This window comes from Arthrobacter sp. zg-Y1219 (genome assembly GCF_030125545.1).
In the GTDB taxonomy this organism is placed as follows: domain Bacteria; phylum Actinomycetota; class Actinomycetes; order Actinomycetales; family Micrococcaceae; genus Arthrobacter_B.
Genome location: NZ_JASKLY010000023.1, coordinates 101,496 through 125,770, shown reverse-complemented (window position 1 = coordinate 125,770; position 24,275 = coordinate 101,496). Strand labels below are relative to the sequence as shown.

Here is a 24,275-nt window from a genome sequence, read left to right as displayed (position 1 = left end):
CCGGGCTGGCGGCAACTGTAGCGCCGCGTCACAAATCAGCTGGAGGGGGACGGAAGTGCCAGCATGTAGGGATGTCGCCGAACTCCGCCACCGCAGCTCCGAAACGTCTCCAAACCGCCGAAGAGCGCAGTGCGCGCATCGCCGTAACGGTCTTTCCCCTGCTGATCCTTGCCGGGGGAGCGGTGGCCCTGTTCTTTCCGGATCCATTCACCGGGCTGTCCGGATACGTCAATCCCGCCCTCATGCTCATCATGTTCGGCATGGGTCTGACCCTGACCTTGCCGGACTTCGCCCTGGTCGTCCGGCAGCCGCTCCCGGTGCTGCTCGGCGTTGTGGCGCAGTATGTGGTCATGCCGCTGCTCGGCCTTGCGGTCGCCTGGGCCCTGCAGCTGAGTCCGGAACTCGCTGCCGGCGTGATCCTCGTGGGCTGCGCCCCGGGCGGAACGGCATCCAACGTGGTGACCTATCTGGCGCGCGGCAATGTGGCCCTCTCCGTGGCGATGACCTCGGTGTCCACCCTGCTCGCGCCGATCTTCACCCCGCTGCTGGCCCTGTGGCTGGCCGGCAGGTACATGTCCGTCGACGCCGGCTCCATGGCCCTGTCCATCGTCCAGATTGTGCTGATTCCGGTGGTGCTCGGCCTGGTCATCCGGTACGTCATGCCGCAGCTGGTTGACCGGGTGCTGCCGGCGCTGCCCTGGATCTCCGTCATCGCCATCACCTTCGTTGTTGTCGCAGTGGTCTCGGGCAGCGCGGCCGCCATCTTTACCGCCGGCTGGCTGATCCTGCTGGCCGTGATCCTGCACAACGGCTTGGGCTTGGGCCTGGGCTACGGTGTGGCGAAACTGTTCCGGCAGCCCCTGGCCGCGCGGCGCACGATGGCCATTGAAGTGGGCATGCAGAACTCCGGCCTGGCCGCCGGGCTCGCCCGGGACTACTTCACTCCCGAGGCGGCCTTGCCGGCCGCGGTGTTCTCGGTCTGGCACAACGTCTCCGGCGCCCTGATGGCAGCTTTCTGGCGGCGCCGGCCGTCGGGCTGAGCGGCGCGGTACCGGACCAAGGTCACCGGGAGCGCCGGGCCGTAGGATTATGGCCGGGTGCCGGCCGGAGGGCTGGCCTGTCGTCACTGGGGGAACAGCGTCATGGTGAACATCTTCGACGATGAGAGTTTAAAGGCGCTGCGCCGCGAGAAGCGCGCGATGCAGATCAGGCTGATGATATCTTCATCGGTTATGTTCATGTTGGCCGGAGCCCTGGCATGGCTGATCTATTGGGTGAATCTGCTGGCCGCGTTTTCGGGTTGGCCGGAAACCGATGTTGATACTGTCACGTGGGGCTTTCTCCGATGGGCAGGAAATACCTCCTCCAACTTCCGCGACGATTTTCAACCCGGTGCGTTGCTGGTTGCCCTTGCGGCCTTGTCAATTGCACTCTTCTTGGCGCTCAGTGCCGTGCCGACGCCCCCTGAGGAAAACGATACGATAAATAACCGCGCAGCGAGGATGGCGCTGGACGACTTTTCCGTGGTGGTCGCAGGCGTGTCGGCGGTGCTCGCATGGCTGTCGCTGCTTAGCGTTGATCCGCTGCTACCGGCAAGTCTTCCCGATGTGATCATTGCCGCCGGCACGGGAATCCTCTGCTCGGCGATCATCCCGTTGCACAGGGTGCGCGCCGACGTCCATCGGCTGACGCTCTTCGAGGCCAGACAACAACTGGCCGTTTTTGAAGACGCGCTGAATAAAGTGAATGAACGGCCAACCAGCCTCAGCAACTTTTCCAAAAATCACGTTAAGGCATCGTACGCGTTATGGTGTGCGGGTGCCGGAATATTATCGGTCGTCTTCACCGTCTTGTGTGTCCGAATCGGCTCCACGGTTCAGCTGGAGTGGAATGCCCTCCTGTACCTGCTGCTGTGGTTTATTGCCGCAGGGTGGGCGCTTGTGACAACTGAGATGTATCTCGCCGTCGAGGAGTTCCGTAGGAAGAAGCAGTGTGCGTCCGCCGTTTTTTACGGTTTCTTTTACGTGTTCTTTGTGGGAATGATGTTTCTCGTTACTTGTTCCATATTGACCACGATGCTGGACTTCGCAGTAGCTTCGCTGGCGACGCTCTGTGGATTGGCAGTTCCTGCCTGCCTGTTTGCCTATGACGCCCGGCCCAGCGGGCCACGGCTTTTGACCGGTGTCAAAATTCGCCGCATCAAGTCAGCGGTCGGCCGGTTCAAGGGAACCATCTCGAATTCGGAACGACGGCTCGCCGAAGCCGCAGCTCCGGACGCAGCCCGGGATCCATCCAACGTGGACCACGAGGTATCGCTGGCAGAACAGCACCGCTAGGGTAATTGCTTCCGGGTCCTTCAAGGAAAGCGGGCTGCCGTGGCTCCCAAGACCATTGTGATCACCGGCGCGAGCGGGGGCATCGGCGCGGCCGCCGCGCGGCAGCTGGCCGGGGACGGACACCAGGTGGTGGTGGTCGGCCGCTCGCCGGAACGAACCGCCGCCGTGGCCGATGACACCGGCGGGCAGTACATCCTGGCCGACTTCGCCGATCTGAACAGCGTGCGGAATCTGGCCTCGGAGATCCTTCAGCGCTTCCCGCGGATAAACGTGCTGGCGAACAACGCCGGAGCGATGTTCGGCAAGGAACGGCAAGTGACCGTCGACGGGCACGAGAAAACACTACAAGTGAACTACCTTGCACCCTTCCTCCTGACCCGGCTGCTCACCGACCGGCTGCTGGAGTCCCGGGGAACGGTAATCAACACTTCCAGTTCCGCAAACCTGTTCGCACGGGTGGACCTGGAGGACCTGGAACAGGAAAAGGGCTACAAGCCCTTCCGGGCCTACGCTGCCACCAAACTCGAGCAGATCCTGTTCACCGGGGAATTTGACCGGCGCTACCGCTCGCACGGAGCAACGTCCACTGCCTTCCACCCTGGACTGGTGGGCTCGGCCTTCCTGAGCACGCAGAGCCCGCTCATCCGGGCCGCCTACCGCTCGCCCGTGCGCCGGCTGGCCCGGACTCCCGAAGCGGGAGCACGCACGCTCGTGTACCTCGCCGAGGGCACTCCCGGTGAGGACTACCCGACCGGCAAATACTTTCGGCGGAACAAGGTAGCCCGGCCCAACCGCCAGACCGGCGACGGCGTGCTGGCCCTGGGGCTGTGGAACCGGTCGGCGGCGATGCTGGAGGGCGCCGCCTAGCTGGAGGCCAGCCGGCGGGCGGAATTCTCGTCCAGGATCAGATCCGTCACCAGGCCCGCGCGGAGCGCACCCAGGAGACTGGTGGTTTTCGCTTCGCCGGCCACGACGCAGATCCGCCGCGGCACCTGGCGCAGTACGTGCAGATCCGGTCCGGTGCTGCGGTCATTGAGCCGGATGCCGTCCCAGGTGCCGTCGGCCCGGTAGAACATGGTGGCGACGTCGCCCACCACCTCCTCGGCCAGCAGGTCGTCCAGATCCTCCTCGTCCAGGTAGGCCCCGTTGTATACATGGCTGGGCACACCGGCCTCCATGGACCCGACGCCGAAGATGGCGGTGTTCATCCGTGCCTGCAGATCCAGGACACGCTTGACCGGCCGTTCCCGCCACATGGCCTCCTTGGTTTCGGTGTGGTCGAAGAAGGCGGGCACCGGGAACTGCACCACGCGGGCGCCGTAGGCGTGGCCGAACCGCTGCAGGATCTCGCTGGCGTAGGTGATGCCGGAGGTCCGGAAGTTGCCCGCCCCGTTCATCTGCACAATTGTGCTGTCGTGCGTGTTCTTCACGGAGAGGTGCTGGCTAACCGCGGTCAGCGTGGAGCCCCACGCAACACCGACGATCGCGTCGGAATCGATCAGCGGATTGATCAGGTGCGCCGCCTGCACGGCCACGCGCTGCAGGATCTGTGCGGGGGAGACCCCCTCGGCCACCGGAACCACCTTGGCCTGGATGCCGAAACGGGTGCTGATTTCCTTCTCCAGCGCCGGGGCCCGGTCTGCGGCGCTCTTGATCCTGATCTCCACCAGCCCGGTGCTCCGCGCATGGGACAGCAGCCGCGACACCGTGGAGCGCGAGATCCGCAGCTCCCTGGCAATCGCTTCCATGGTCAGGTTCTGCAGGTAGTACATCTGTGCGGCCCGAAGCGCGTCTCTGGTCCGGGTTTCCGACTCTGCCCGAACCGTCCCGCCGCCCGGCTGCTTCTCCGGCCGCGAACTGACACCAATGTTCACTTTTGCTCCGACTGAACCGCTGTGTTGGTCATGCATCCATTATGTCAGGCTGCACGTTTGTGCATCCGGTCGATCCGCGGGCCTCCCGGCTTCGAACATTGAGGGAATGGCAAAGCCGCCACAGAAGCGTTTGGAGATAGTCGTGGACAATTCCGTGAACCCCAATAAGGGAAAAACCGCCGCCCGCCCGGTGGTTCAGCAGCTGAAGGACCGCCCCCGGGCCTCGGTGCTGATCGTCGGCGGCGGCATTAACGGCGTCGGTACCTTCCGGGACCTGTCGCTGCAGGGCGTGGACGTTGTCCTCGTTGAGCGTGGAGACTACTGCCAGGGCGCCTCCGGTGCGTCCTCCCACATGATCCACGGCGGCATCCGCTACCTGGAAAATGGCGAGTTCCGCCTGGTGCACGAGTCCGTCGTCGAGCGCAATGCGCTGCTCCGCCTCGCACCGCACTATGTTAAGCCGCTGCAGACCACCATCCCGATCACCAGCACCTTTGCCGGCATCACGGCCGCGCCCATGCGCTTCCTGACGCACAAGCAGGGCAAGCCGAACGAGCGCGGCGCCCTGCTTATCAAGGCCGGCCTGATGATGTATGACTTCTTCTCCCGCGGTGGGCGCGTTGCCCCCAAGCACAACTTCGTGGGCAAGAAGAAGTCCCTGCAGGAACTGCCCAAGCTGCGGTCCGACGTCAAGTACACCGCCACCTACTTTGACGCCTCCGTGCACAACCCGGAGCGCCTGACCCTGGACGTGCTGCGCGACGGCCTCGAAGCCAACCCGCAGTCCCGCGCCAGCAACTACGTGTCCGCTGTGGGAACCACCGACGCCGGCACGCTGCTGCGCGACGAGCTGACGGGCGAGGAATTCCTGTTCGACGCCGACGTCGTCATCAACGCCACCGGCGCCTGGGTCGACGAGACCAATGACTCCTTCGGCAAGCGCACCTCCTTCATGGGCGGCACCAAGGGCTCACACATCGTGCTGGACCACCCGGAACTGCTGGAGGCCTGCGCCGGCCGTGAAATGTTCTTCGAGCACACCGATGGCCGCATCGTCCTGATTTACCCGATGGGTGACCGCGTACTGGTGGGCACCACCGACATTGACGCCGACATCAACGAGGACTCGGTCTGCACCGATGACGAGATCGAGTACTTCTTCGAACTCGTCGCCCACGTGTTCCCGAGCATCGACGTGCGCCGCGACCACATCGTCTACACCTTCTCCGGGGTTCGCCCGCTGCCGAAGCATGACGACACCTCGCCCGGCTTCGTGTCCCGCGACTACCGCATCGAGAAGCGCATCGACAGCCGCGGCGGCAAGAACGTCACCACGCTGAGCCTGGTGGGCGGCAAGTGGACCACGTTCCGCGCCCTCTCCGAGACGCTCGCCTCCGACGCGATGACCGCTCTGGGCATGCCGCGGAAGACGACGACGACGGAACTTCAGATCGGCGGCGGCAAGAACTTCCCGCGCACCGACGCCGAGGAGCGCCTCTGGGTGAACCGCACCGCAAACGAGGTTGCCGACCGCGACCGCGTCCGCGTGCTGCTGACCCGCTACGGCACCCGTGCCACCGATGTGCTGGCCTTCCTGGCCCAGGGCGGAGACCAGCCGCTGGCCTCCACCCCTGAGCTGAGCACCCGCGAGCTGACCTACATGGTGGAAAACGAGCAGGTCACGCGCCTCTCGGACATCCTGATCCGCCGCACGTCTCTGGCCTTCCGCGGCCTGGTGACCGCAGAGATGCTGAACGAAATGGCTGACCTGCTGGCTCCGCAGCTCGGCTGGGACGACGCCGAGGCACACCGCCAGGTCAAGGCTTGCCGCGACCTGCTGGTGAACATGCACGGCATGAAGATCGCAGCAACGGTCTAAGTACGACCGATTGACCGAACAGGACCGGCCGGAGCAGATGCTCCGGCCGGTCCTTTTTGCCGTCAAGCAGGTTGGTTCTCCGCCGCGCACGCCGGTGGAAATCATCCGGGTCAGGCAGCGACCCGGGGCTCCCGGGCCGCCATGGGACGGGCGACCCACGAGGAGCCTAAGCTACCAGCCGGATTACCCGGGGACGCTGCGTTTGTCCTGTCCGGAACGCACCTAGGCCAGCGCCCGGAACGGCGGCCATGTGCTGTCGAGCCGCACGCCGGCGTCGTCCTGGGAAATGCCCAGAGCCAGCGAAATTTCGGTCAGCAGAGGCCGGCGTGCTTGGCGGAGCATGTCCCGTTCGGCTTGGGAGAGTCCGTCGGCGGCGTTCCGGAGCATGAGATTGCGGACGACGGCGGCGATCACAAGCGGATCCCCGGTGGCGATTTTTTCGGTGTTGTCCTTAAACCGCCGGGACCACTGGGTGTCCTCCTGGTCAGCGGGTGCGCCCAGGACCCGGAACAGGGCCTCCAGCCCGGCGGCATCCAGCACCGGCCGCAGGCCAACGCGTTCCACCTGATCCACGGGGACCCAGACCATCAGGCGGGAGGACTGCACCTCGAGGACAACACATTCCTTTTTCAGGCGCGGATGGATTTGAAACGCGGTGACGACGGCGGGGCCATGGTGGGGATGGACCAGAATCTGGCCCTTGGAAAGTGGCAATGTGCTACCTCCGACCACACGATATCCGCAGGACGGTTCGGACGGAACTGTCATCATCTGCGGGTTGGTGAGTCTCCATTTTACTCCGTCGGGCTCCGCGGTCACCGGTGCGGAGCCCCTGAGTGCCGGGCGAGAGGAGAAAAATGTGCCCGGGGCTGTGGGTTTGGACACTTAATAGTTGATGGTTGGCAACTACTTATATAGTTGACGTAAATCAACTATTAGCAGGAGCCAGATGTCCCCCGAATCGCGTCACGTGCAAACCAAGCCCAAGAAGGAACGGAAGGGCAAAGCGCCCAGGCCGACGGCGTCGCCCGACGGCTCCATGACGCACAAGCAGGTGCTGGAGTCGCTGTCCGGCCTGCTGCTCGGCATGTTTGTCTCGATTCTGGCCGGCACCGTGGTCTCCACGTCGCTGCCGCTGATCATCTCGGACCTCGACGGCGACCAGTCCGCCTATACCTGGGTGGTGACCGGAACGCTGCTGGCGACCACTGTCTCCACGCCGCTGTGGGGCAAGTTCGCTGACCTGTTCAACCGCAAACTGCTCATCCAGCTGGCCCTGGGCATCTTCGTGCTCGGCTCGGCGCTGGCCGGCTTCTCGCAGGACACCAGCACCCTCATTGTCTTCCGCGTTTTCCAGGGCCTCGGTGCCGGCGGACTCGCCGCATTGAGCCAGATCATCATGGCCGACATCATCAGCCCGCGTGACCGCGGCAAGTACGCCGGCCTGTTCGGCGCCGTGATGGCGCTCGGCACCGTCGGCGGTCCGCTGCTGGGCGGCGTCGTCACCGATGCGTTCGGCTGGCGCTGGAACTTCTTCATCGCCCTGCCGGTCGCCGTCGCCGCCATCATCCTGCTGCAGCTCACCCTGCACCTGCCCAAGCACCCCAAGCGCAAGGTCCACATCGACTACTTGGGTGCGGTCCTGATCGCCGGCGGCGTGTCGCTGCTGATGATCTGGGTGACCCTGGCGGGCAGCCAGTTCGAATGGGCCTCCCTGGCCTCGTTCCTGATGGTCGCCGGCTCGGTGTTGCTCCTGATCGCCGCCGTCCTGGTCGAATTCAAGTCTCCGGAACCGATCATTCCGCTCTCGATGTTCAAGAACCGGACCTTCACGCTCTCCGTGGTGGCCAGCATCGCCGTGGGTGTTTCCATGTTCGGCACGTCGGTCTTCCTGGCCCAGTACATGCAGCTGGCCCGCGGCGCCACGCCCACCGAATCCGGGCTGCTCACCATCCCGATGATGGCCGGCCTGCTGATCTCCTCGACCTACTTCGGCCGGGTCATCAGCCGCACGGGCAAGTGGAAGGCAGTGATGATTTCCGGCGCCGTCCTCACCCTGGTGGGCACCGTTATGCTGAGCACCCTGGCCTATGACACCAACCTGGTGCTCGTGGGAATCTACATGGCACTTCTCGGCGCCGGGCTCGGCATGCTCATGCAGAACCTGGTGCTGGTGGTCCAGAACTCCATCGAGGTCAAGAACCTCGGCGTGGCCACCAGCGCTGTGACCTTCTTCCGCAGCCTCGGCGGCACCGTCGGAGTTTCAGTCCTCGGTTCCGTCCTGGGCACGATTGTGGCCTCAGAAATCAAGAACGGCATCATGACACTGGCACCGGCGGATCAGGCCGCTGCCGCTGCGGCACTGGGCAGCGGGACCATTCCGCAGGTTTCGACCCTGCCGGATGCCATCGCCGTCGTGGTGGAAAGCGCCTACGGCGTGGGTGTGGGCTCGGTCTTCCTGTACAGCGTTCCGCTGGCCGCCATCACGCTGCTTGCCGTGATCTTCCTGCCCAACGCTCAGCTCGGACGGAAGAACGCCGTGCAGCTGAAGAATGCTGCCGCCGGACGCGCGGGGGCTTCCGCCGCCGGAACGGCCGTTGCGCCGGAGGAGGCTGCCCGCCGCCGGGATGTGGAAAAAACCGCTGCGGACCTCACCCTGGCCGACGTGGCCACGGGCGCCGTGGGCCTTGTGGATCCGCTCTCACCGGTCGCCGGCTCCGGAACGGACAACGGGCGCCGGCCGTGAGAGCCCTTGCCGAAGGCCAGGGCGACCGGAAGCGTGAGGAAGACGCCCGGGCCTCAGCGATCAGTGATGTGGAGGAGTCGCTGCGGCTGCTCACCGAAAGCGTCCGGGCCAGCATGCGTGACGCCGCCAAGGGCATTGACCCGGCGCTTCCGCTGTTTGGGCTGAAGATCCTGCAGCTGCTCAAGCGCGTTGGCGCCACCCAATCCGGTGCCGTGGCCGAGATGATGATGGTCGACAAGAGCGTCATCAGCCGGCACTCACGGCATCTGGAGGAGCTGGGCCTCATTGAGGTCAAGCCGGATCCGAAGGATGGCCGAGCCCGGCTGCTGGGGCTGACCCCGGCGGCCGCCGAACGGGTCCAGGCCATTCAAACCGGGATCATGCTCGACCACGACATCCTGCAATCCTGGTCCGCGGCCGACCTCCGCCAGTTCTCCGGGTATCTCTCCCGGCTGGGTGGGCGCAGCGGCCCGCCTCCGGACGGCTCAGAATAGGCCGTACTTAGGTCATCAACAGACAAGCCGGACCCCGCGGGGTCCGGCTTGTTGTTTCTGCGCAGTCTTACTCCGCAGTGTTTTCTTACTCCGCGCTGTTTTGCGGGTCGGTCCTCGGGCTGGCAGGCTTCGGCTTCTTGCGGCCCTTGCCTGCCAGCATCGAGTAGGCGGTGCTGAGCACGAAGATCTCGCTGACGTAACCCATGGGGCTGGCCGGCAGGGGAGCGAACTGGTGAAAAAGCACCAGCGCTGAGACCGCGAGGATGACCGGATGGGCCTTCAGGATCCATGCGGCGGGTACTTCCCGCGGCCAGGGGAAGAAGCCTTCTTCGGCGGCGGTGTCGGCACGGGATGTCTTCATGTCTCCATCCTCTCAGAGGGAGCGGGTTCCCGCCGTGTCCATCCGCGCGGCAAGTCGGGCAAAGGCGCCGTGCCCGGCCCGCAGTTCCTGCGCGGTTCCGCGCTCCACGATGCGGCCGGCGTCAAGGACCACCACCTGCTCGGCGTTCTCCACGGTGGAAAGCCGGTGCGCGATGGTCAGCGTGGTCCGCCCGGTCGACAGCTGTTCGAGCGCCTGCTGCACCTGCGCCTCCGTGGTGTTGTCCAGGGCGCTGGTCGCCTCGTCCAGCACGAGCACCGGAGGGTTGCGCAGGATGGTCCGCGCTATCGCCAGGCGCTGCTGCTCACCGCCGGAAAACCGGTGCCCGCGCGCGCCCACGAGGGTGTCCAGGCCCTCCGGCAGCGCGCCGATCGCATCGGCAATCCGCGCGGCAGCGAGAGCCTGCCAGAGCTGGTCGTCGGTGGCGTCCGGGGCGGCCAGCAGCAGGTTCTCGCGCACCGAAGCGTGGATCAGATAGGTCTCCTGCGACACCACTCCGACAATCCGGGCCAGGTCTTCCGGCGCTATCTCGCGCACGTCAACGCCGTCAATGGTGACCCGCCCGGAACTGACTTCATTCAGGCGCGGCAGCAGTGAGGCCAGGGTGCTTTTGCCGGAACCGGTGGGCCCGACGACGGCTGTGGTGGTGCCGGCGGGCAGCGTCAGGTTGATGCCGCTCAGGACTTCAGTGCCACCTCCGGGACCGTCCCCGCTCCCGCCGTCGTACGCGAACCGCACGCCCTCGAACCGGACCTCGCCGCGCACGGTGGCCGGATCCAGCCGGACCGGATCCGTCGGCGCCGTGATGGCGGGCACCAGGTCCAGGTATTCAAAGATCCGGCTGAAGAAAGCCAGCGCGGTCACCCACTGAACGCCGATGTTCAGCAGTCCCATGACCGGGCGGAAAATGGTCGCCTGCAGCCCGGTGAACGCCACCAGGGTGCCGACGGTCATGCCGCCGCTGGTGGCCGGGAACCCGGCCGCGAGGTAGATGACCGCCGGAATTGCCGCGAAGACTATCTGCATGGTGGCCATCCGCCAGCTGCCGGCGAGCTGGCTGCGCAGCTCCAGGCCGACAAGCTTTTCGGAGCGGGTGCGGAAGCGGTCGGCGTCGCGCGGGATGGTGCCCAGCGTCTTGGCCAACCGGACGCCGGAGACCGACAGCCCCTCCTCGACCTGGGTGTGCAGGGCGGCGAGTTCGCGCTGGCGCTCGTCAGTGACGGTTCGGCGGATCTGCGCCACGCGCCGTGACAGCCAGATCGCCGGCGGCAGCACCACCAGCGAGATCAGGGCGAGGCCGGGGGAGAGGGCGGCCATGGCAACGGCGGTGGCCACAGCGGTGGTGAGGTTGGACGCGACGCCGGTTGCGGTGGTGGTGACCACTGACTGCATGCCGGAAATGTCGTGCGTGAGCCGGGACTGCACCTCACCGCCGCGGGTGCGGGTGAAGAAGCCCAGCGACTGGGCCTGCAGATGCGTGAACAGGTTCACGCGCAGGGTGTGCATCACGCGCTGGCCCATCGCGGTCGCCATCCAGGTCTGCACCACCCCGACCACTGAGGTCAGTGCCGCCACGGCCACCATCGAGGCTGCCAGCACGAGGAGCAGCCGGATGTTTCCGGACGGAAGCGCATCGTCGATCACGGCCCGGACCAGGAACGGCTGGGCCAGGTTGATCACCGAGGCCAGACTGATCAGCAGTACGACGACGGCGATGGTTCCCTTGTGCGGGGCGAACAGGGCGGCGATGCGGCGCAGGCTGACCGGATGCCGGGAGAGCTGCTTCTTGTCGGCCGGGTTCAGCCGGGCGGGGCCGCCGCGGCCGCCGCCGGAGCCGGGACCGCCGGCCTCGGGCATGCCGCCGCCGCGATTGCTGTTTCCGCCGTTTCCGGTGCCCGTGCGGACGCTGTTGGGAATAGCCATGGTTCCTCCTGACGGTGCCGGTATGGTGCACGGCAACCAATAGAGAGGTTACCTCACTATGTGGCTACCACAAAATGGGTAGACTGGTGACATGCCGCTTACAGATGATGCCGACTCGGCCCTGGACAACTCCGCCGGACTGGGCGAGCTCATGCATGCGACCTTCCGCGGGCTCCGCGGGCGCTGGATGCAGCAGCTGGCCCCGTTTGGCCTGACGCCGCATCAGTTTCGCGCCCTCAACGGCGTGGGACGGAGCGCCGATGCCTCGGGCCCCGGCGTGCGCCTCAAGGACCTGGCGGAGTGGCTCCGCATCGCCCCGCGGTCCGCGACGGAAGTGGTCGATCAGCTCCAGGAAAAGGGTCTGGTGGAACGCACCCCGGACCCGAACGACCGCCGTGCCACGCGAATCTCCCTGAGTGAGGCCGGACAGGAGCTGCGGACCCGCATCCGCAGCGCCCGGCGCCGGGAAGCGGACGAGTATTTTTCAGTGCTCTCTGCTGAAGACCGGACTCAGCTGGCGAGGATCCTCGGACAGCTGGCAACCGACGGGCGGCGAGGGATTCAGGGTTGAGCTGATTTTCGGTATTGCAATGGACGGTTCTTCTCGGGCCGGCCAATTCGAAACTCGAGTTTTTCTCGAGGAAGGACCGATGGGTCATTGATGCGGGCATGCGGGAATCGTTAAGGCATGGGAAGTGGGAACTCCATTCAGTTGCCGTGCCGTTGATCACAGGGACCGCGCACCGAGTGGGCTCCGTCTGAGAAACGCAGCCCACTTTGAAGCTTGCGTCCCATGTCAGAGGGCTTTTCTGGTTTAGGCGTGGATAATTCTTTCGCCGTGCGGCCGGAGTATGCAATTACCGGGATTTCACCTCGAGCGGATTCCTCTGTTACGTTTCCCCGGGGAATCAAAGCGCTTCTCACGCGCCGCTCCGCGCCGGTAATCTCATCGGTGACAAACAAAATCGAATTATTAGGTCTCTGCTTCCATGCGTAGAACAACGCGTATTCCTCTTGCCTTCGGCACGCCGGCCGCTCTGCTCTGTTTGGCTGCCTTTACCGCTTCGGCAGAAGTCTGATGACCGCAGGTTTTTCTTCGGTAAAATCAGGCAGTGAATCCAACCGGCAGCATGGGTGCAATCAGTCAAGATCGGAAAACAGGATATGAACACCAGCGCAGTCATTGAACGCAACAACGTCCGCGTGCTGGGACGCGCGGACGGACCGGTGCTGGTGCTGGTGCAGGGCTTTGGCTGCGACCAGGTGATCTGGAACCGCATCCTGCCGTTCTTCACGGAGACCTACAAAGTGGTGCTGTTCGATCATGTGGGAACCGGCGGAGCCGATCCCGAAGCTTACGGCGCTGCCAAATACGCCGTCCTGGAAGGTTACCTGCAGGATCTGATCGAGCTCCTGGATGCCTTGGATGTGCAGGATGCCACCGTCGTCGGGCACAGCATCGCCGGCACCATGGCGCTGGCTGCCTCGACGCGGAGTCCGCGGATTGCGCGTCTCGTCCTGCTCTGCACCTCACCCTGCTATGTCAATGACGACGGGTACGTCGGCGGCTTCCGGCCGGAGGACGTTGAGGGTGTCCTGGCTGCTGTGGAGGCCAATTACCCCCTTTGGGCCAGGGCGATGGCCCCGAACATAGCGGGAGAGGACCCTGATTCCGAGATCAGCACCGAACTGGCCGAGGACATGTGCCGGTTGCGCCCAAAGTACGTTCGCGACTTCCTGCAGATGTCCTTCGCCGCGGATGTCCGGCAGCTGCTGCCCCAGGTGCCCGTCCCGGCCTTGATCCTGCAATCGCGGGGCGATCCGCTAACCCCGGAATCGGCCTCGCTGTTCCTGGACAAACAGCTTCCCGGCAGCACCCGTGTGGACCTGAAAGCCCTCGGAAACATGCCGCACCTCAGCTCACCCCGGGAGACGGCGGACGCCATTCTCGGTTACCTGAAGGCGAGTGCCAATGCCTAGCGCTCCCAAGCACGGCAAAGTCCCGGAAAGCGCCGCCACAGCGGGTGGCACCGACTATGAGGCACATTTCCATCACGCGGCCTGCGGATATCTCGTCTTGACCACGGATGGATTCATTCTCGATGTCAACCGGACGCTTCTGACCTGGACAGGGCATTCCCGGGAAAAGCTGTTGGGCACAAATGTCGTGGATCTCCTGCCCCTTGGAGATCAGGTGCTCTACGCCGCCTACGCGGTGCCCCAGCTGGCGGTGTCGGGGTGCTACAACGAAATGGCGGCGGAACTGGTGTCCGCGGCCGGAGAGCACATTCCGGTGCTCCTGTCCGGTGTGCGCTCGAAGAGCGGAAACAAAGGCGACGACATCGACGTCGACCGGATCGCAGTCTTCAACGCCTCCGAGCGCAGGCGCCATGAGCGGGAACTGCTGGCAGCCCTGCGGAAGGCTGAGGCGGCAGAGGCGGCGCGTGCCGCAGCCGAGGAGGAACTGCGGGAAAAGCAGAAGGCCCTGGTGGAAAAGGACCGCGTCCTGAAGGCCAGCCTGGCTGCGAGCAAGGAACGTGAGGCCTTGCTGAACACGGTCCTGAACGCTGTGGACGTGGGCCTGCTCGTGGTGGATAAGGACGGCGACGTTGTGCTGACTAACGCCCATCTGAAGTCCGCCTGGACCAGGGTTGCGGGGGAAATCGCCCCGGGCCGGGCACGGCCGTTTTTTGGTCCGGACCGCGTGACACCCCTTTGCGACGCCGAGAGCCCGCTGCGGCGGGCCGCCGCAGGGGAGTCCTTCTCGAATCAGCTGCTCTGGTTCGGCCCCCTCGACGGGGGACACCAGACTGCCCTCAGCGTGTCGGCCCGTCCCATCAAAACGGACGGAGCGCTCTCCGGATCGGTGGTGGCTTACACCGACGTTAGCCCGCTGGTCACCGCCCTCGCAGCGCAGGAGGAGTTCGTGGCCAGTGTCTCCCATGAGCTGCGCACCCCGCTGACGTCGATCATGGGCTATCTGGACCTCGCGTTGGACGAGGAGGGCTCGTCTCCGGAGGTGACCTCCGCGCTTCAGGTTGCACTGCGCAACTCCGAACGGCTGCTGGCCCTGGTTTCCGATCTGCTGTCGGTGGCATCCGGAGCTCAAAAAATCGACCGTCGGCCGGTGAACCTGGCCGAAATTGTCCGGTCCGGTATCGTCTCGATGGCGCCGAAAGCCCGTGCCAACCAGGTGGACCTGGTGACGGAGATTCCCGAGACCTTGACAGTGGAAGTCGATCCGCAGCGCCTGGCCCAAGTGGTGGATAACCTGCTGTCCAACGCCGTCAAGTATTCGCCCGACGGGGGCACCGTGAGGGTGGCGCTGTCCGAGGAGGGACAGGAAATCCGGCTCGAGGTGAGCGACACGGGGATCGGGATGGATGAGGGGGAACAGGACAGGGTTTTCACCAAGTTCTTCCGGGCGCACCGGGCTGTGACCTCGGCTGTTCCCGGTGTGGGACTGGGGCTGGTGATCACCAAGAGCATTCTGGAAGCACACGGCGGGGGCTTGAGTTTTGTCAGCAGTCCCGGGCAGGGAAGCGTGTTCACGGTTTCCCTGCCCCTGACCGCGGAAGGGCCGACGTAAGGCGCAGCCGTGCAAAGCTGTGACCATGGATCCGAAGACCGCAACTCTGCTCTGGCCCGCCGTCGACCCGGCTCACGGCAACGTGCGCCTGCGCAGGTTTCGGGACGAGGACGCGGGAATGGCCCGGGAGCTGTCCCTGGACGACTACGTCCCGACAATCGGCACCCTTCCGCCCCGGGCCACCGAGGACCAGGCGCTGGCGTGGGTGGAACGTCAGCGCCGGCACCATGTTCGGGGAACCGGGTTTGCCTTCTGCATCGCCGACGCCGAATCCGACCGGCCCCTGGGGCAAATCGGGCTGTGGACCCGGGAGCTGGCCGCGGGCCGCGCCCATGCCGGCTACGGCGTCGCACCCTTTGCGCGCGGCCGCCGTGTTGCCGCCAGTGCGCTGCTGGCGCTGCTGGACTTCGGCTGGACGATTCCAGGGCTGCATCGGGTGGAGCTGTTTATCGAGCCGTGGAACACAGCTTCCACCAGGAGCGCTGAGTACGCCGGTTTTCCCCGGGAGGGCCTGCTCCGCAGCCACCAGGAAATCGCAGGTGAGCGCAGGGACATGCTCCTTTATGCGGCCCTACGGGATGCGGGGCGGCCCGCCATTGACTCCCCAGCCGCAACTCCCGGACAGTAGGTCCATGCCGGAAACCGCCGCACCGCTGTGGGAGAGCCTGGCCGCGGCCGTGAGTTCGGGCTGGTGTCCGGGGCTGGTGGCCGGGGTCCGGATCAACGGACGAACCGAAATCTTCGCCACCGGCTCCCTGGATCTCGCCGGTACGCAGCCCATGGCCGAGGGCACTCCCTTCCGCATCTCCTCGCTCAGCAAGATCATCGGCGGCGCACTCGCCCTGACCCTGGTGGCGGACGGCACCCTGGGACTGGACGACGACGTCGCCCGCTGGCTCCCGGCCCTGGCCAACCCCCGCGTCCTCGCCACCCCGGATGCCCTGCTGTCGATGACCGTTCCGGCGCGCGGACCCATCACGCTGCGGCACCTGCTGACCTTCACCGCCGGCCTGGGCATCGACTACGCGGCCACCCCGTACGCCGCGGCCACCCGGGACCTGCTGTGGGGCCCCGCTCCGCCGGCCATGACCCCGGAGGAGTACCTGGCCCGGGTAAGCGAGCTGCCGCTGGCCCACCAGCCGGGGGAGCGCTGGATGTATCACGCCAGTGCCGACGTGCTCTCGGTGCTGCTGCCCGCCGCAGCCGTTCAGCCGCTGAACCAGCTCGTGCAGGAGCGGATCAGCGGCCCGTTCCGGCTGACCGCCACCGGCTTCCCCACCGGAACCGAACACTTTCCGACGGTTTATGAGGCCGACGACGACGGCCGGCTGCGCGAGGCAGTGATCTACCGCGACGCGCTGGCCGGCCCGCCGCAGTTTGAGTCCCTGGCCGGAGGAATGGTGTCCACGGTCCCTGATTTCCTGCACTTCCTGACCGCCCTGGCGAAAGACACGGTGCTGCCGCCGGCACTGCGGCAGCAAATGACCGCGGACCAGCTGACCTCTCCGCAGCGGGCCGGGATGGCGGAAATGGCAGGGCCCGACGAGTCCTGGGGCTTCATGACCGCCGTCCAGGTCGGTCTGGGGGCGCCCTGGTCTGAACCGGGCATGTGGGGCTGGGCCGGCGGCTCCGGCGTCAGCGCCGCGGTCTATCCGAACGGAGATATCGGCGTCATCTTCACCCAGCGCTTCCTTGGCGGCCCGCAGGACACCTTCGACCTCTTCTGGGAACCGTTCAGCGCCCTCCGGAAGGGTCTTCGCTGAGCGGCCTTCCGAGGAGCGGGGCGACTCAGCATGAACCTTGGTTGAACCTTCAGCAAAACGGTATTAGTCTTCTAAGGACCCAAGACCGGGTTGAATGTCAAGGGTGTTTGGCGAAAAACGCGGCATCAGGAAGGCGAGGTGTTGCCATGTCTGGCCGGATTCTCAATGCGACCCGACGGGTCGCCGTCGCCATGGGACAGATCCTCGTCTATGTCCTGATCTGGGCCGGGCTTGCGCTGCTCATCGCCGCCGTCGGCATCCGTTTCTACTGGGGCGAAATCTCCGTTAACCAGATGCTCCTGAACCTCGTGTCCGTGGAAATCGACGGCGGGGGCGGAGCCATCGTCTGGGCCGGCATCCTGGGGATCGGCGTCGCACCAGTGCTGATTACTGCCGCGATCGCCCTGTGGCACCAATCCCGCGGCCGCAAGCGCCGCCGCAACGGCGACGACATGCGTCCCCGGCACGCACCGTGGCTGGTGCGCACCGTCTCTGCCGTCCTGGTGGGCGCGGTGGTCGTCGGCGGCACCACGGCCTTCACCACCACGGTGGGCATGGGGGATTACCTCAAGGCGGCGAACTCTCCGTACAACGTCGGCGACTACTACGTGGAGCCAACAATCACCGGCGACGGAGCCAAACGCAATCTAGTCCTGATCTATCTGGAGTCCGGCGAAGCCACCCTGGCCGACGACCAGCTCTTCGAAAAAGACGCGTTCGCTCCTCTGAAGGAGGCCACCGACGCCGCAGACGGCTGGCAGAGCGTGGACAACTTCCAGCAGTACAACGGCGGAGGCTGGACCATGGCCGGGCTCGTCTCAACGCAGTGCGGCCTGCCGCTGAAGGGCACCGGTTCGGCGGGCAGCAGCGGCGCCAGGGAGGTCGACGAGGACGGCGACACCTATCTGGGCGGGTCCACCTGCGTCGGTGACGTTCTCGAGGAGCACGGCTACAACAACGTTTTCCTGGGCGGCGCCAATTCCTCCTTCGCCGCGAAGGACACCTTCCTGAGCAGCCACGGCTACTCCGAGGTCAAGGGCCTTGCCGATTGGCGCGCGGCCGGCGAACCGGAGGAGAGCTTCCGCAGCGACTGGGGCCTGAGCGACGAACGCCTCATGGCCCAGGCCAAGGACAGGATTGACCAGCTGCACGCCGAGGCCGAACAGACCGGCCGGCCGTTCAACCTCTCCATGCTGACGCTGGACACCCACGAGCCGGTGCACATTTACGATTACTGCAACGTGGACACGCAGAACAAGGTCACGTCGGCGTTCTCCTGCTCCCTGACCCAGGTCGCCGGGTTTGTGGACCACATGAAGGAGAAGGGATACCTCGAAGACACTGCCGTGGTGATCATGGGCGACCACCTCAAGCACATGAGCGCCGGTGACGCCTTCCACGAGCAGCTGGACCACCACGGGAACCGCACCATCTTCAACCGGATCTGGGTTCCGGGCGGGGAAAACAGCATTGAACTGCGCTCCGGCGGCGACCAGCTGAACATGTACCCCACAATCCTGGAAGCCGTCGGCTTGACCCTGAAGAACCATGAGGCGGGGCTGGGCGTGTCCGCGTTCGCCCCGGCGGTCCCGGAGGGGTCGGCCCAGGCGATGGAGCCCGAGGCCTATGCCGAACTGCTGGAATCGCTGTCCCCGCAGTTCTACGCGGAGGCCTGGGCCGGTCAGGACCCCGCCCAGTAGCTCCCGCCGAGGCCCAAGATGCGGCCGCGCTGGTCGGCGGGGGATCCGCCGGCTGCCAGATAGGCCTCCTCCACCACCGCAGCACAGACGGCGAAGTCGTCCGCGTCGCGCGGCCCGTAGAGCATGATCACTGAAGAGGGACAAAGCGCTAAGACAGGGCAGCGGATCTGGACTGTAATGCGCGAGCGTTGGTAGGCGATCCCGGCTGCCGCTACGTTGCTTCTTTCGTTGTTCCTCCCCGCTCTCGCGGGTTCAGGGGTTGGTGCGTCCGGCGGCACGGGGGATTCGGTGAAGAGGGGAGTTTTTAGGCCAACGACGCGGATACCCTCAATTCTCATCCCGAGTGATTCGCATACTTTGGAGCCAGCCCACCCGACAGCGACTCCTGAATTGCTGCAAAACGAGACGGATCTTGCTTCGATCAGCAATGACATGGAGTCAAGCTTGACTTGAATTATGTCTCGTTGGCGAGTGCTGGCCAGATTTTCGCTGACAGCAGTGACCGTGAGCCGACGGTGAGGTGTATTATCTCCGCATGTCGGCTCCCGACGTAGGGCCGCAGTGAGCCTGAGGAGCTAGGATGGTCGAACCCAGCCCGGGCCCAGACAGCTATCGGCCAGTGGCACCTATTGAGTTGAAGAACCTACGATATCCGGCCGAGCCCTCCCGCTTGGCGCTGGCCGTCGTAAGCGTGGGATGCGCTTTTCTTGTGGCTATCGTGTGGCTGATGGCCACAGATTTACCCTCTCTTATCCTCGCGGGGTTTGTTCTGGTGACATTCCTCTTTGCTCTATGGGTGGTAACCCAATTTGTTCGTTTTCGCCTCCTAGGCGATGCAGTTCTTGTCAGCTCGGTGTCGTTCCCGGATGTCCAGAGTGTGGTCGATGAAGTCAGAGAAGTCATGCAGTACAAAAAACGAGTCGACATATTCGTGGTCCCGAATCTGTCACCGCGCGTACAGCTCCAAAGCTACTTCGGTATCCGAGCGATACTGATCGAGGGTGGCGCGGTTGCCGATATGACCGCGCCGGCCAATCGGCCGCAATTGCTCTTCCTGATGGGAACCTACTTTGGTGCATTCAAGGCCAAGCATGATCGCTGGGCGATTACTGGGCTAGTGCTTGACAACGCCGGCATCCGGAAAATCCTTGCACCGGTTGTGGCGCCGTGGTTGCGTGCCACGGTGTATACCGGAGATCAGATCGCCTATGCGTGTGCTCGCGATTTCAGGACGAGTCTCTCAGCTGTCTACCGAGAATTGGTGGGGCGCGAGCTGAGTTCTCAGCTCGAGGCTCCCGGACTCATCCTTCAGGCTGGGCGAGTCTCCCATTCACGAGTCCTTCGTGTTGTAGAGACCTTCCGTTCCGTGCCGTATGCGACGAACCGCTTCCTGAACCTGCTGCGATTCGCACAACAGGTCGACCCAGAATCCGCTCTCGAATTTCGCTCAGAGCTGTCAGACGATGTCAAAAACGTGCTTGACAAAGGGCTCGCGCGGAGTGATCGGAACGGTCGTCGAACGTTTGGCGTGATCCTGGTTATGGTTGGCGCAATCATTCTGAGCGCGAGTCTCGTGTATCTCGGAGTCCAGGAGATCTCCTCCAAATCAGAACTGAGTGTGGAGGGGCCAACAACCGATACGTCGGAAATCTCCGAATCATTTGGGGCGGACGCGGCTCCACCGGAGGTGGACGCAGCACAGTCGCTCATCGCCGCTGTGCCGACGGCGGTCGGCTCTTGCGCAGAACTCGATGCGCCCGCGCCGGACCTGACCGATGGCCTTGTAGCGGCAATTGAGTGCTCCGATCCCACCGGGGGCGTCGACCGCTTCGAGCTATATGCCTACGAGTCCTCCGCCAGCATCGATTCCGTGGTTGCGACCGTGATCCAGAGCCTGGATGCGGGTTCGTGCACTGATGGTGGTTGGAGCGCATGGACCGACAGCGCTGGCGTCGAACGCGGCGTTCTGGCCTGCTTCTTCGCTAATGACTTCCCTGTCGAAACATTCGCCGTCTGGACGTATGACGCGGACGCAGTTCTCGTCGTTGCCTCCGATAACGGAATGTTCCTGGACGAAATGTATGTCTGGTGGCAGGAGGCTTCCTCGCAGCTGGAGTTGCGCTGACCGAGGCGCAGGTCTCGGACCTCGCACTCGAGTGGCCAGGGTGCGAGCGTTAGTCAATAGGGGGGGCGAGAGTCCACTTCGGTTGGACGGTAGCGTGAGGAAATGAGGCGTCACTGTCGGAGTGAACGCACTGCCTAGAGCCGGGGGAATCATGGTGAAGTAGCAAGTTGGCGAGTTTGAGTTTGAGTCGAAGGCGGCCGGGAGGAGACTGCTGAGTGAAGTGTTGAAAAGCCATGTGCCGGGCGACGTCGTGACCGATCCATTTGTGTCCGGGCTGTTGACTGCGCTGGCGGGGAGCATCTTGACGCCGTGGGCAAGATTGGGCCGGGTATCGAACATTGGGTGGTGTGTTCAAACGGTGATTTTGGCTACTCCGGTAATGGTTTTCGAGTGAAGCAGATTGGTTCTGATGAGCTCATGAAATTCGGTTGCGACAAGGTGATAACCCCGCCCTCCCATTTGGGACGCGTCGCTGAGGCTCTTACACAGGAAGCAATTGCTATAACACGGCAGGGTAGGACTGATACCTTCCAAACGGCCCTGTGAAGTGTGCAGCCCGTGGCGTCTTCATCACGGAAAAGACGGATGCGGAAGCGGTTCACCGGTACCCCGTCCGCGCCGAGCTGCACAGGCAGTTCCTTGCCAACGAAGGGCTCACTATGAGGCAGTTGCCCTGGTCCCGGCGCGTTCGGGCAGGTGGTTGGCGGATCGTGAACTTGCCGAGAGATGGTGTGATTTTCAGCGTGCCCACGTTGCAGGGATGGCGGTGGTCAAAATTCGCCGAGTGGTCTCGTCACAGGTCATTGGGCTAGTTGCTGGGCGCGTTGTGCGGTGATGCCTAGTACGTCGCCTATGTCCTGGTAGGTGCAGCCCTGGGCTGGGTGTGCGGGCTGGCTGGCGTGGTCGCCGGCCGCGGTCCGCGCCGCAAGGGCACATGAAGTTCCGGACCGTTCATCGTTCTCCATGTTCGGTGGGCCGGGCAGCTTAACCCGGCTGACTGGGGAAGGATCTCACATTTTGCCCACATCCCTGTCAAAGCAGCAGTCGGGGCGCCTACGACGGGCAATGCTTTCGCACCGGGCCGCGGCGCCCCGGCCACACAACTACTCGAACGTTACGACGACCTTGTCCGCGGCGCCCGGAGTCTGCGCCAGAGCGAGGGCATCCAAGGCCCGGTCGAAGGGCAGCTTGTCGCTGATGATCAGCGCATATTTCTGCCAGTTTTCGATGATGTCCTCGGTGACCTCGAAGATCTCGGTCGGATAGCCCATGGCAAACACGATGGTCAGCTCCGTGGTGAGGATGGACCCGAAGTCGAGCTCAACCGGCTTCTTGTGGACGGCGACAATGCCGAGCGTTGCGCCCTGCTTGGCGATGCCGGCAACGGTGGCCGGGATGACCGGTGCGCCGGCGGCATCGAGGAAGATGTCGGTGCCGGAGCGGACACCGCGGACCATCATGCTCGATCCGTCCCCGTGCAGCTCCACGAGCCTGGCGGCCACGTCTTCGTCAGCGGAGTTGATGACGGCGTCAGCGCCGATTTGCAGGGCCTTCTCCAGCCGGGACGGAATGAGGTCGACGACGACGATGTGGCTGGCTCCGCGGCGGCGGTACCCCAGGAGTGCCCCAAGGCCGATCGGTCCGGCGCCGAAAATGACCACTTTGTCACCGGGCCTGGGCTCGGTGCGGTTCACGGCATGAAGGGCCACCGCCATCGGTTCGTTCAGGGCCGCCACCTCCCACGGAATGTCCTTGGGGATGACCTTGAGCTGGCGTCCGGGCTCTGCGTCCCGGACCACCACATACTCGGAGAGTGCGCCCTGCGCGCCACCGCTGCCCAGCAGGCCGTCGGTGAAGGCCATCGTGTCGATGACCACGTGGTCGCCCACGGCGAGACCGTCGACGTCGGCCCCTACCTCGGCCACCTCGGCGGCAGGTTCGTGGCCCAGCGGCGTGGCGCCCTGCCGCGGCGGAATCCCGCCTATCTGGCTGTACATGGCATCGGAGCCGCAGATTCCACAGGCCTTGATCTTCAGCAGGACATCGTGGGGGCCGACCGCGGGCCGGTCCACCTCAACCCATTCGTTGGTGTTTGGACCGGTGACGTAAACAGCCTTCATAGCGGTGTTCTCCTTTGGTGCTCCCGGGAATGTCCCTGACCAGAATATTACGCGGGGGTTGAATGGGGTCTCCGGCGTTGTGTCCACCACAGGCAAGGGGCAGGCCGTGTGAGTATTGCGCCATGACTAATTCGCAACGGCGGGCAGCGCATGGCTGGGCCGTGGTTTTGGCGGCGACAGCATTGATCGCGTTTATTGTTGCCACCGGATTGTTCCTGGGCGATGCCATGCTGCTCCCCGGCGTCAATATGCTCCGGTTCCTCATGGCGGCGTTTGTTGGGCCACTCGCCTTCGCCGTCTCAGTTGTCCTGGTGCTGTACTCATCCGAGCGGCTCTCCGGCGCGGCGGCATTCCGGACCGCGGCAGGTGCGGCAGCGGCAGGCGGGCTGGCGGCCGCGAGCGTGGCCAGCTGGTCGGTTGGTTTCGACGCGGCCGATGCGGGACGTGAACTCAGCTGGTTTGCATCATCGACGTTTTTGTTCTTTTTTCTCGCCTGGGCTGCCGGTACGTTCAGCCTGTACACACCGGTCAGATCGGTGCTGAACGAGATGCGCCGCCGGCCGGTTCCACGTCTGCAGGGTGTGGTCCTGGCAGCTGTTTCTGCCCTTGCCCTCGGGGGACTGCTGCTGCTGGCACAATTGGTCGGTTCCCTGGCGGCGGTCCTGCTGCTGGTCCTGGTCCTGCGCTCGGGCAGCACGACTCAGCCCGCTGCGGCTCCCCGGCCTTCCCCGGCGGAGAGGCCGTCGTTCTCGCCGGGGCGCACCTTGGCAGAGACCCGGCGGCGAGATGCCGCTGTTGGTGCCGCGGCGCTGGCCAGCGCTGCCGTGGGACTCGGCTGTGCCGTGTTTGCCCTCACCGGCAGCAGCTGGGCATCACTGGCCACCGATGGCACGCAGGCCATGAACATTGGCCTGGCCGGCGGCACACTGGCAGCCATTCCCGCGGCCCTTGCTGCGGGCGCGGCTCTGGCCGCGGGTTTGGGCAGCGTCATGCACTGGTCGGCCGGGTTGCTGTCCGCGGGTCTTGTCCTGGAAGCGGCCGCCCAATTCGCAGGTGCCGGGCATCCCGCGCAGTGGCCGCTGACCCTGGCGGCGGCAGCCCTGGCGGGTGTCGCCCTGGCCCTTCCCTGTGGGCGGCTCCTGCCGGGCGGGAAGCGGCTCCGTGTGGGTGTGACCGCCCTGCTCGGCCTCGGCGGTCTGGTGCCCGGACTGTTCCTCGTGGCGGCCGCTGGATTCACCGCACCGCTGGCCGCCGTCGCACTCTTTGCCTGGTCCTGGCGGCGCCTGTCCGGGCGGGACGGACAAGCCGGCCCGCGCAGCGTTTCCCAGAGGGCCTGACCCCGGACAG

The 24,275-nt window shown here is 64.9% G+C and carries 20 protein-coding genes; 14 read left to right on the top strand and 6 right to left on the bottom strand.

Annotated elements, in window-relative coordinates:
- The first annotated feature begins 71 nt into the window (after positions 1 to 71).
- From QNO00_RS17165 to QNO00_RS17155, 3 genes are all read left to right on the top strand, one after another.
- The gene (locus QNO00_RS17165) at positions 72 to 1,040 is read left to right on the top strand and encodes a bile acid:sodium symporter family protein (RefSeq protein WP_229966726.1); all 969 of its coding nucleotides are present in this window, start codon (positions 72 to 74) and stop codon (positions 1,038 to 1,040) included.
- A 102-nt stretch (positions 1,041 to 1,142) separates the two neighbouring features.
- Entirely contained in the window at positions 1,143 to 2,336 is a 1,194-nt protein-coding gene (locus QNO00_RS17160) for a hypothetical protein (protein ID WP_229966725.1), read from the top strand.
- A 39-nt stretch (positions 2,337 to 2,375) separates the two neighbouring features.
- Positions 2,376 to 3,203, top strand: a complete 828-nt coding sequence (locus tag QNO00_RS17155) for an SDR family NAD(P)-dependent oxidoreductase (RefSeq protein WP_229966724.1) — start codon at positions 2,376 to 2,378, stop codon at positions 3,201 to 3,203.
- On the opposite strand, the gene QNO00_RS17150 is transcribed toward QNO00_RS17155, so the two are convergent.
- Positions 3,200 to 4,204 (bottom strand): sugar-binding transcriptional regulator, encoded by a 1,005-nt coding sequence (locus QNO00_RS17150; RefSeq protein ID WP_442860529.1) that lies wholly within the window; start codon positions 4,202 to 4,204, stop codon positions 3,200 to 3,202. The two genes, QNO00_RS17155 and QNO00_RS17150, sit on opposite strands and share 4 nt — an antisense overlap.
- A 112-nt stretch (positions 4,205 to 4,316) precedes the next feature.
- Between QNO00_RS17150 and QNO00_RS17145 the strand changes: the two genes are divergently transcribed.
- The gene (locus QNO00_RS17145; protein WP_229966723.1) at positions 4,317 to 6,089 is read left to right on the top strand and encodes a glycerol-3-phosphate dehydrogenase/oxidase; all 1,773 of its coding nucleotides are present in this window, start codon (positions 4,317 to 4,319) and stop codon (positions 6,087 to 6,089) included.
- A 222-nt stretch (positions 6,090 to 6,311) separates the two neighbouring features.
- On the opposite strand, the gene QNO00_RS17140 is transcribed toward QNO00_RS17145, so the two are convergent.
- Positions 6,312 to 6,803, bottom strand: a complete 492-nt coding sequence (locus tag QNO00_RS17140; protein WP_229966722.1) for a CarD family transcriptional regulator — start codon at positions 6,801 to 6,803, stop codon at positions 6,312 to 6,314.
- 325 nt (positions 6,804 to 7,128) lie between these two features.
- Here QNO00_RS17140 and QNO00_RS17135 point away from each other — a divergent pair, with 325 nt between their 5' ends.
- Positions 7,129 to 8,835 (top strand): MDR family MFS transporter, encoded by a 1,707-nt coding sequence (locus QNO00_RS17135; protein ID WP_284025428.1) that lies wholly within the window; start codon positions 7,129 to 7,131, stop codon positions 8,833 to 8,835.
- Positions 8,832 to 9,329 (top strand): MarR family winged helix-turn-helix transcriptional regulator, encoded by a 498-nt coding sequence (locus QNO00_RS17130; RefSeq protein ID WP_284025417.1) that lies wholly within the window; start codon positions 8,832 to 8,834, stop codon positions 9,327 to 9,329. Before QNO00_RS17135 ends, QNO00_RS17130 begins: the two co-directional genes overlap by 4 nt.
- 85 nt (positions 9,330 to 9,414) lie before the next feature.
- On the opposite strand, the gene QNO00_RS17125 is transcribed toward QNO00_RS17130, so the two are convergent.
- Both QNO00_RS17125 and QNO00_RS17120 read right to left on the bottom strand, forming a co-directional pair.
- Positions 9,415 to 9,690 (bottom strand): hypothetical protein, encoded by a 276-nt coding sequence (locus QNO00_RS17125; protein ID WP_284025416.1) that lies wholly within the window; start codon positions 9,688 to 9,690, stop codon positions 9,415 to 9,417.
- A 12-nt stretch (positions 9,691 to 9,702) separates the two neighbouring features.
- On the bottom strand, positions 9,703 to 11,565 hold the full coding sequence (locus QNO00_RS17120; RefSeq protein WP_284025427.1) for an ABC transporter ATP-binding protein: 1,863 nt from the start codon (positions 11,563 to 11,565) through the stop codon (positions 9,703 to 9,705).
- 157 nt (positions 11,566 to 11,722) lie between these two features.
- On the opposite strand from QNO00_RS17120, the gene QNO00_RS17115 reads away from it, so the two are divergent.
- The 6 genes from QNO00_RS17115 (at position 11,723) to QNO00_RS17090 (ending at position 18,683) form a co-directional block, all read left to right on the top strand.
- Positions 11,723 to 12,202: a MarR family winged helix-turn-helix transcriptional regulator gene (locus QNO00_RS17115; RefSeq protein WP_284025415.1), complete on the top strand. Its 480-nt coding sequence runs from the start codon at positions 11,723 to 11,725 to the stop codon at positions 12,200 to 12,202.
- A gap of 593 nt (positions 12,203 to 12,795) precedes the next feature.
- Positions 12,796 to 13,611 (top strand): alpha/beta fold hydrolase, encoded by an 816-nt coding sequence (locus QNO00_RS17110; protein WP_284025414.1) that lies wholly within the window; start codon positions 12,796 to 12,798, stop codon positions 13,609 to 13,611.
- Positions 13,604 to 15,220, top strand: a complete 1,617-nt coding sequence (locus QNO00_RS17105; protein ID WP_284025412.1) for a PAS domain-containing sensor histidine kinase — start codon at positions 13,604 to 13,606, stop codon at positions 15,218 to 15,220. Before QNO00_RS17110 ends, QNO00_RS17105 begins: the two co-directional genes overlap by 8 nt.
- Before the next feature lie 25 nt (positions 15,221 to 15,245).
- Positions 15,246 to 15,848, top strand: a complete 603-nt coding sequence (locus tag QNO00_RS17100) for a GNAT family N-acetyltransferase (protein WP_284025411.1) — start codon at positions 15,246 to 15,248, stop codon at positions 15,846 to 15,848.
- A 4-nt stretch (positions 15,849 to 15,852) separates the two neighbouring features.
- On the top strand, positions 15,853 to 16,983 hold the full coding sequence (locus tag QNO00_RS17095; protein ID WP_284025410.1) for a serine hydrolase domain-containing protein: 1,131 nt from the start codon (positions 15,853 to 15,855) through the stop codon (positions 16,981 to 16,983).
- Between the two features lie 146 nt (positions 16,984 to 17,129).
- The gene (locus QNO00_RS17090; protein ID WP_229966714.1) at positions 17,130 to 18,683 is read left to right on the top strand and encodes an LTA synthase family protein; all 1,554 of its coding nucleotides are present in this window, start codon (positions 17,130 to 17,132) and stop codon (positions 18,681 to 18,683) included.
- Here the strand turns inward: QNO00_RS17090 and QNO00_RS17085 are convergent.
- Positions 18,665 to 18,808, bottom strand: a complete 144-nt coding sequence (locus QNO00_RS17085; RefSeq protein ID WP_284025409.1) for a hypothetical protein — start codon at positions 18,806 to 18,808, stop codon at positions 18,665 to 18,667. The genes QNO00_RS17090 and QNO00_RS17085 overlap by 19 nt on opposite strands.
- A gap of 455 nt (positions 18,809 to 19,263) precedes the next feature.
- Here QNO00_RS17085 and QNO00_RS17080 point away from each other — a divergent pair, with 455 nt between their 5' ends.
- A complete protein-coding gene (locus QNO00_RS17080) occupies positions 19,264 to 20,808 on the top strand; it encodes a M48 family metalloprotease (protein ID WP_284025408.1) in 1,545 nt (514 codons plus the stop codon).
- Positions 20,809 to 21,911: 1,103 nt separating this feature from the next.
- Here the strand turns inward: QNO00_RS17080 and QNO00_RS17075 are convergent.
- Positions 21,912 to 22,928, bottom strand: a complete 1,017-nt coding sequence (locus tag QNO00_RS17075; protein ID WP_284025407.1) for a zinc-dependent alcohol dehydrogenase — start codon at positions 22,926 to 22,928, stop codon at positions 21,912 to 21,914.
- A 122-nt stretch (positions 22,929 to 23,050) separates the two neighbouring features.
- On the opposite strand from QNO00_RS17075, the gene QNO00_RS17070 reads away from it, so the two are divergent.
- Positions 23,051 to 24,265, top strand: coding sequence for a hypothetical protein (locus QNO00_RS17070; RefSeq protein WP_284025406.1), 1,215 nt, complete (start codon positions 23,051 to 23,053; stop codon positions 24,263 to 24,265).
- The last annotated feature ends 10 nt before the right edge of the window (positions 24,266 to 24,275 follow it).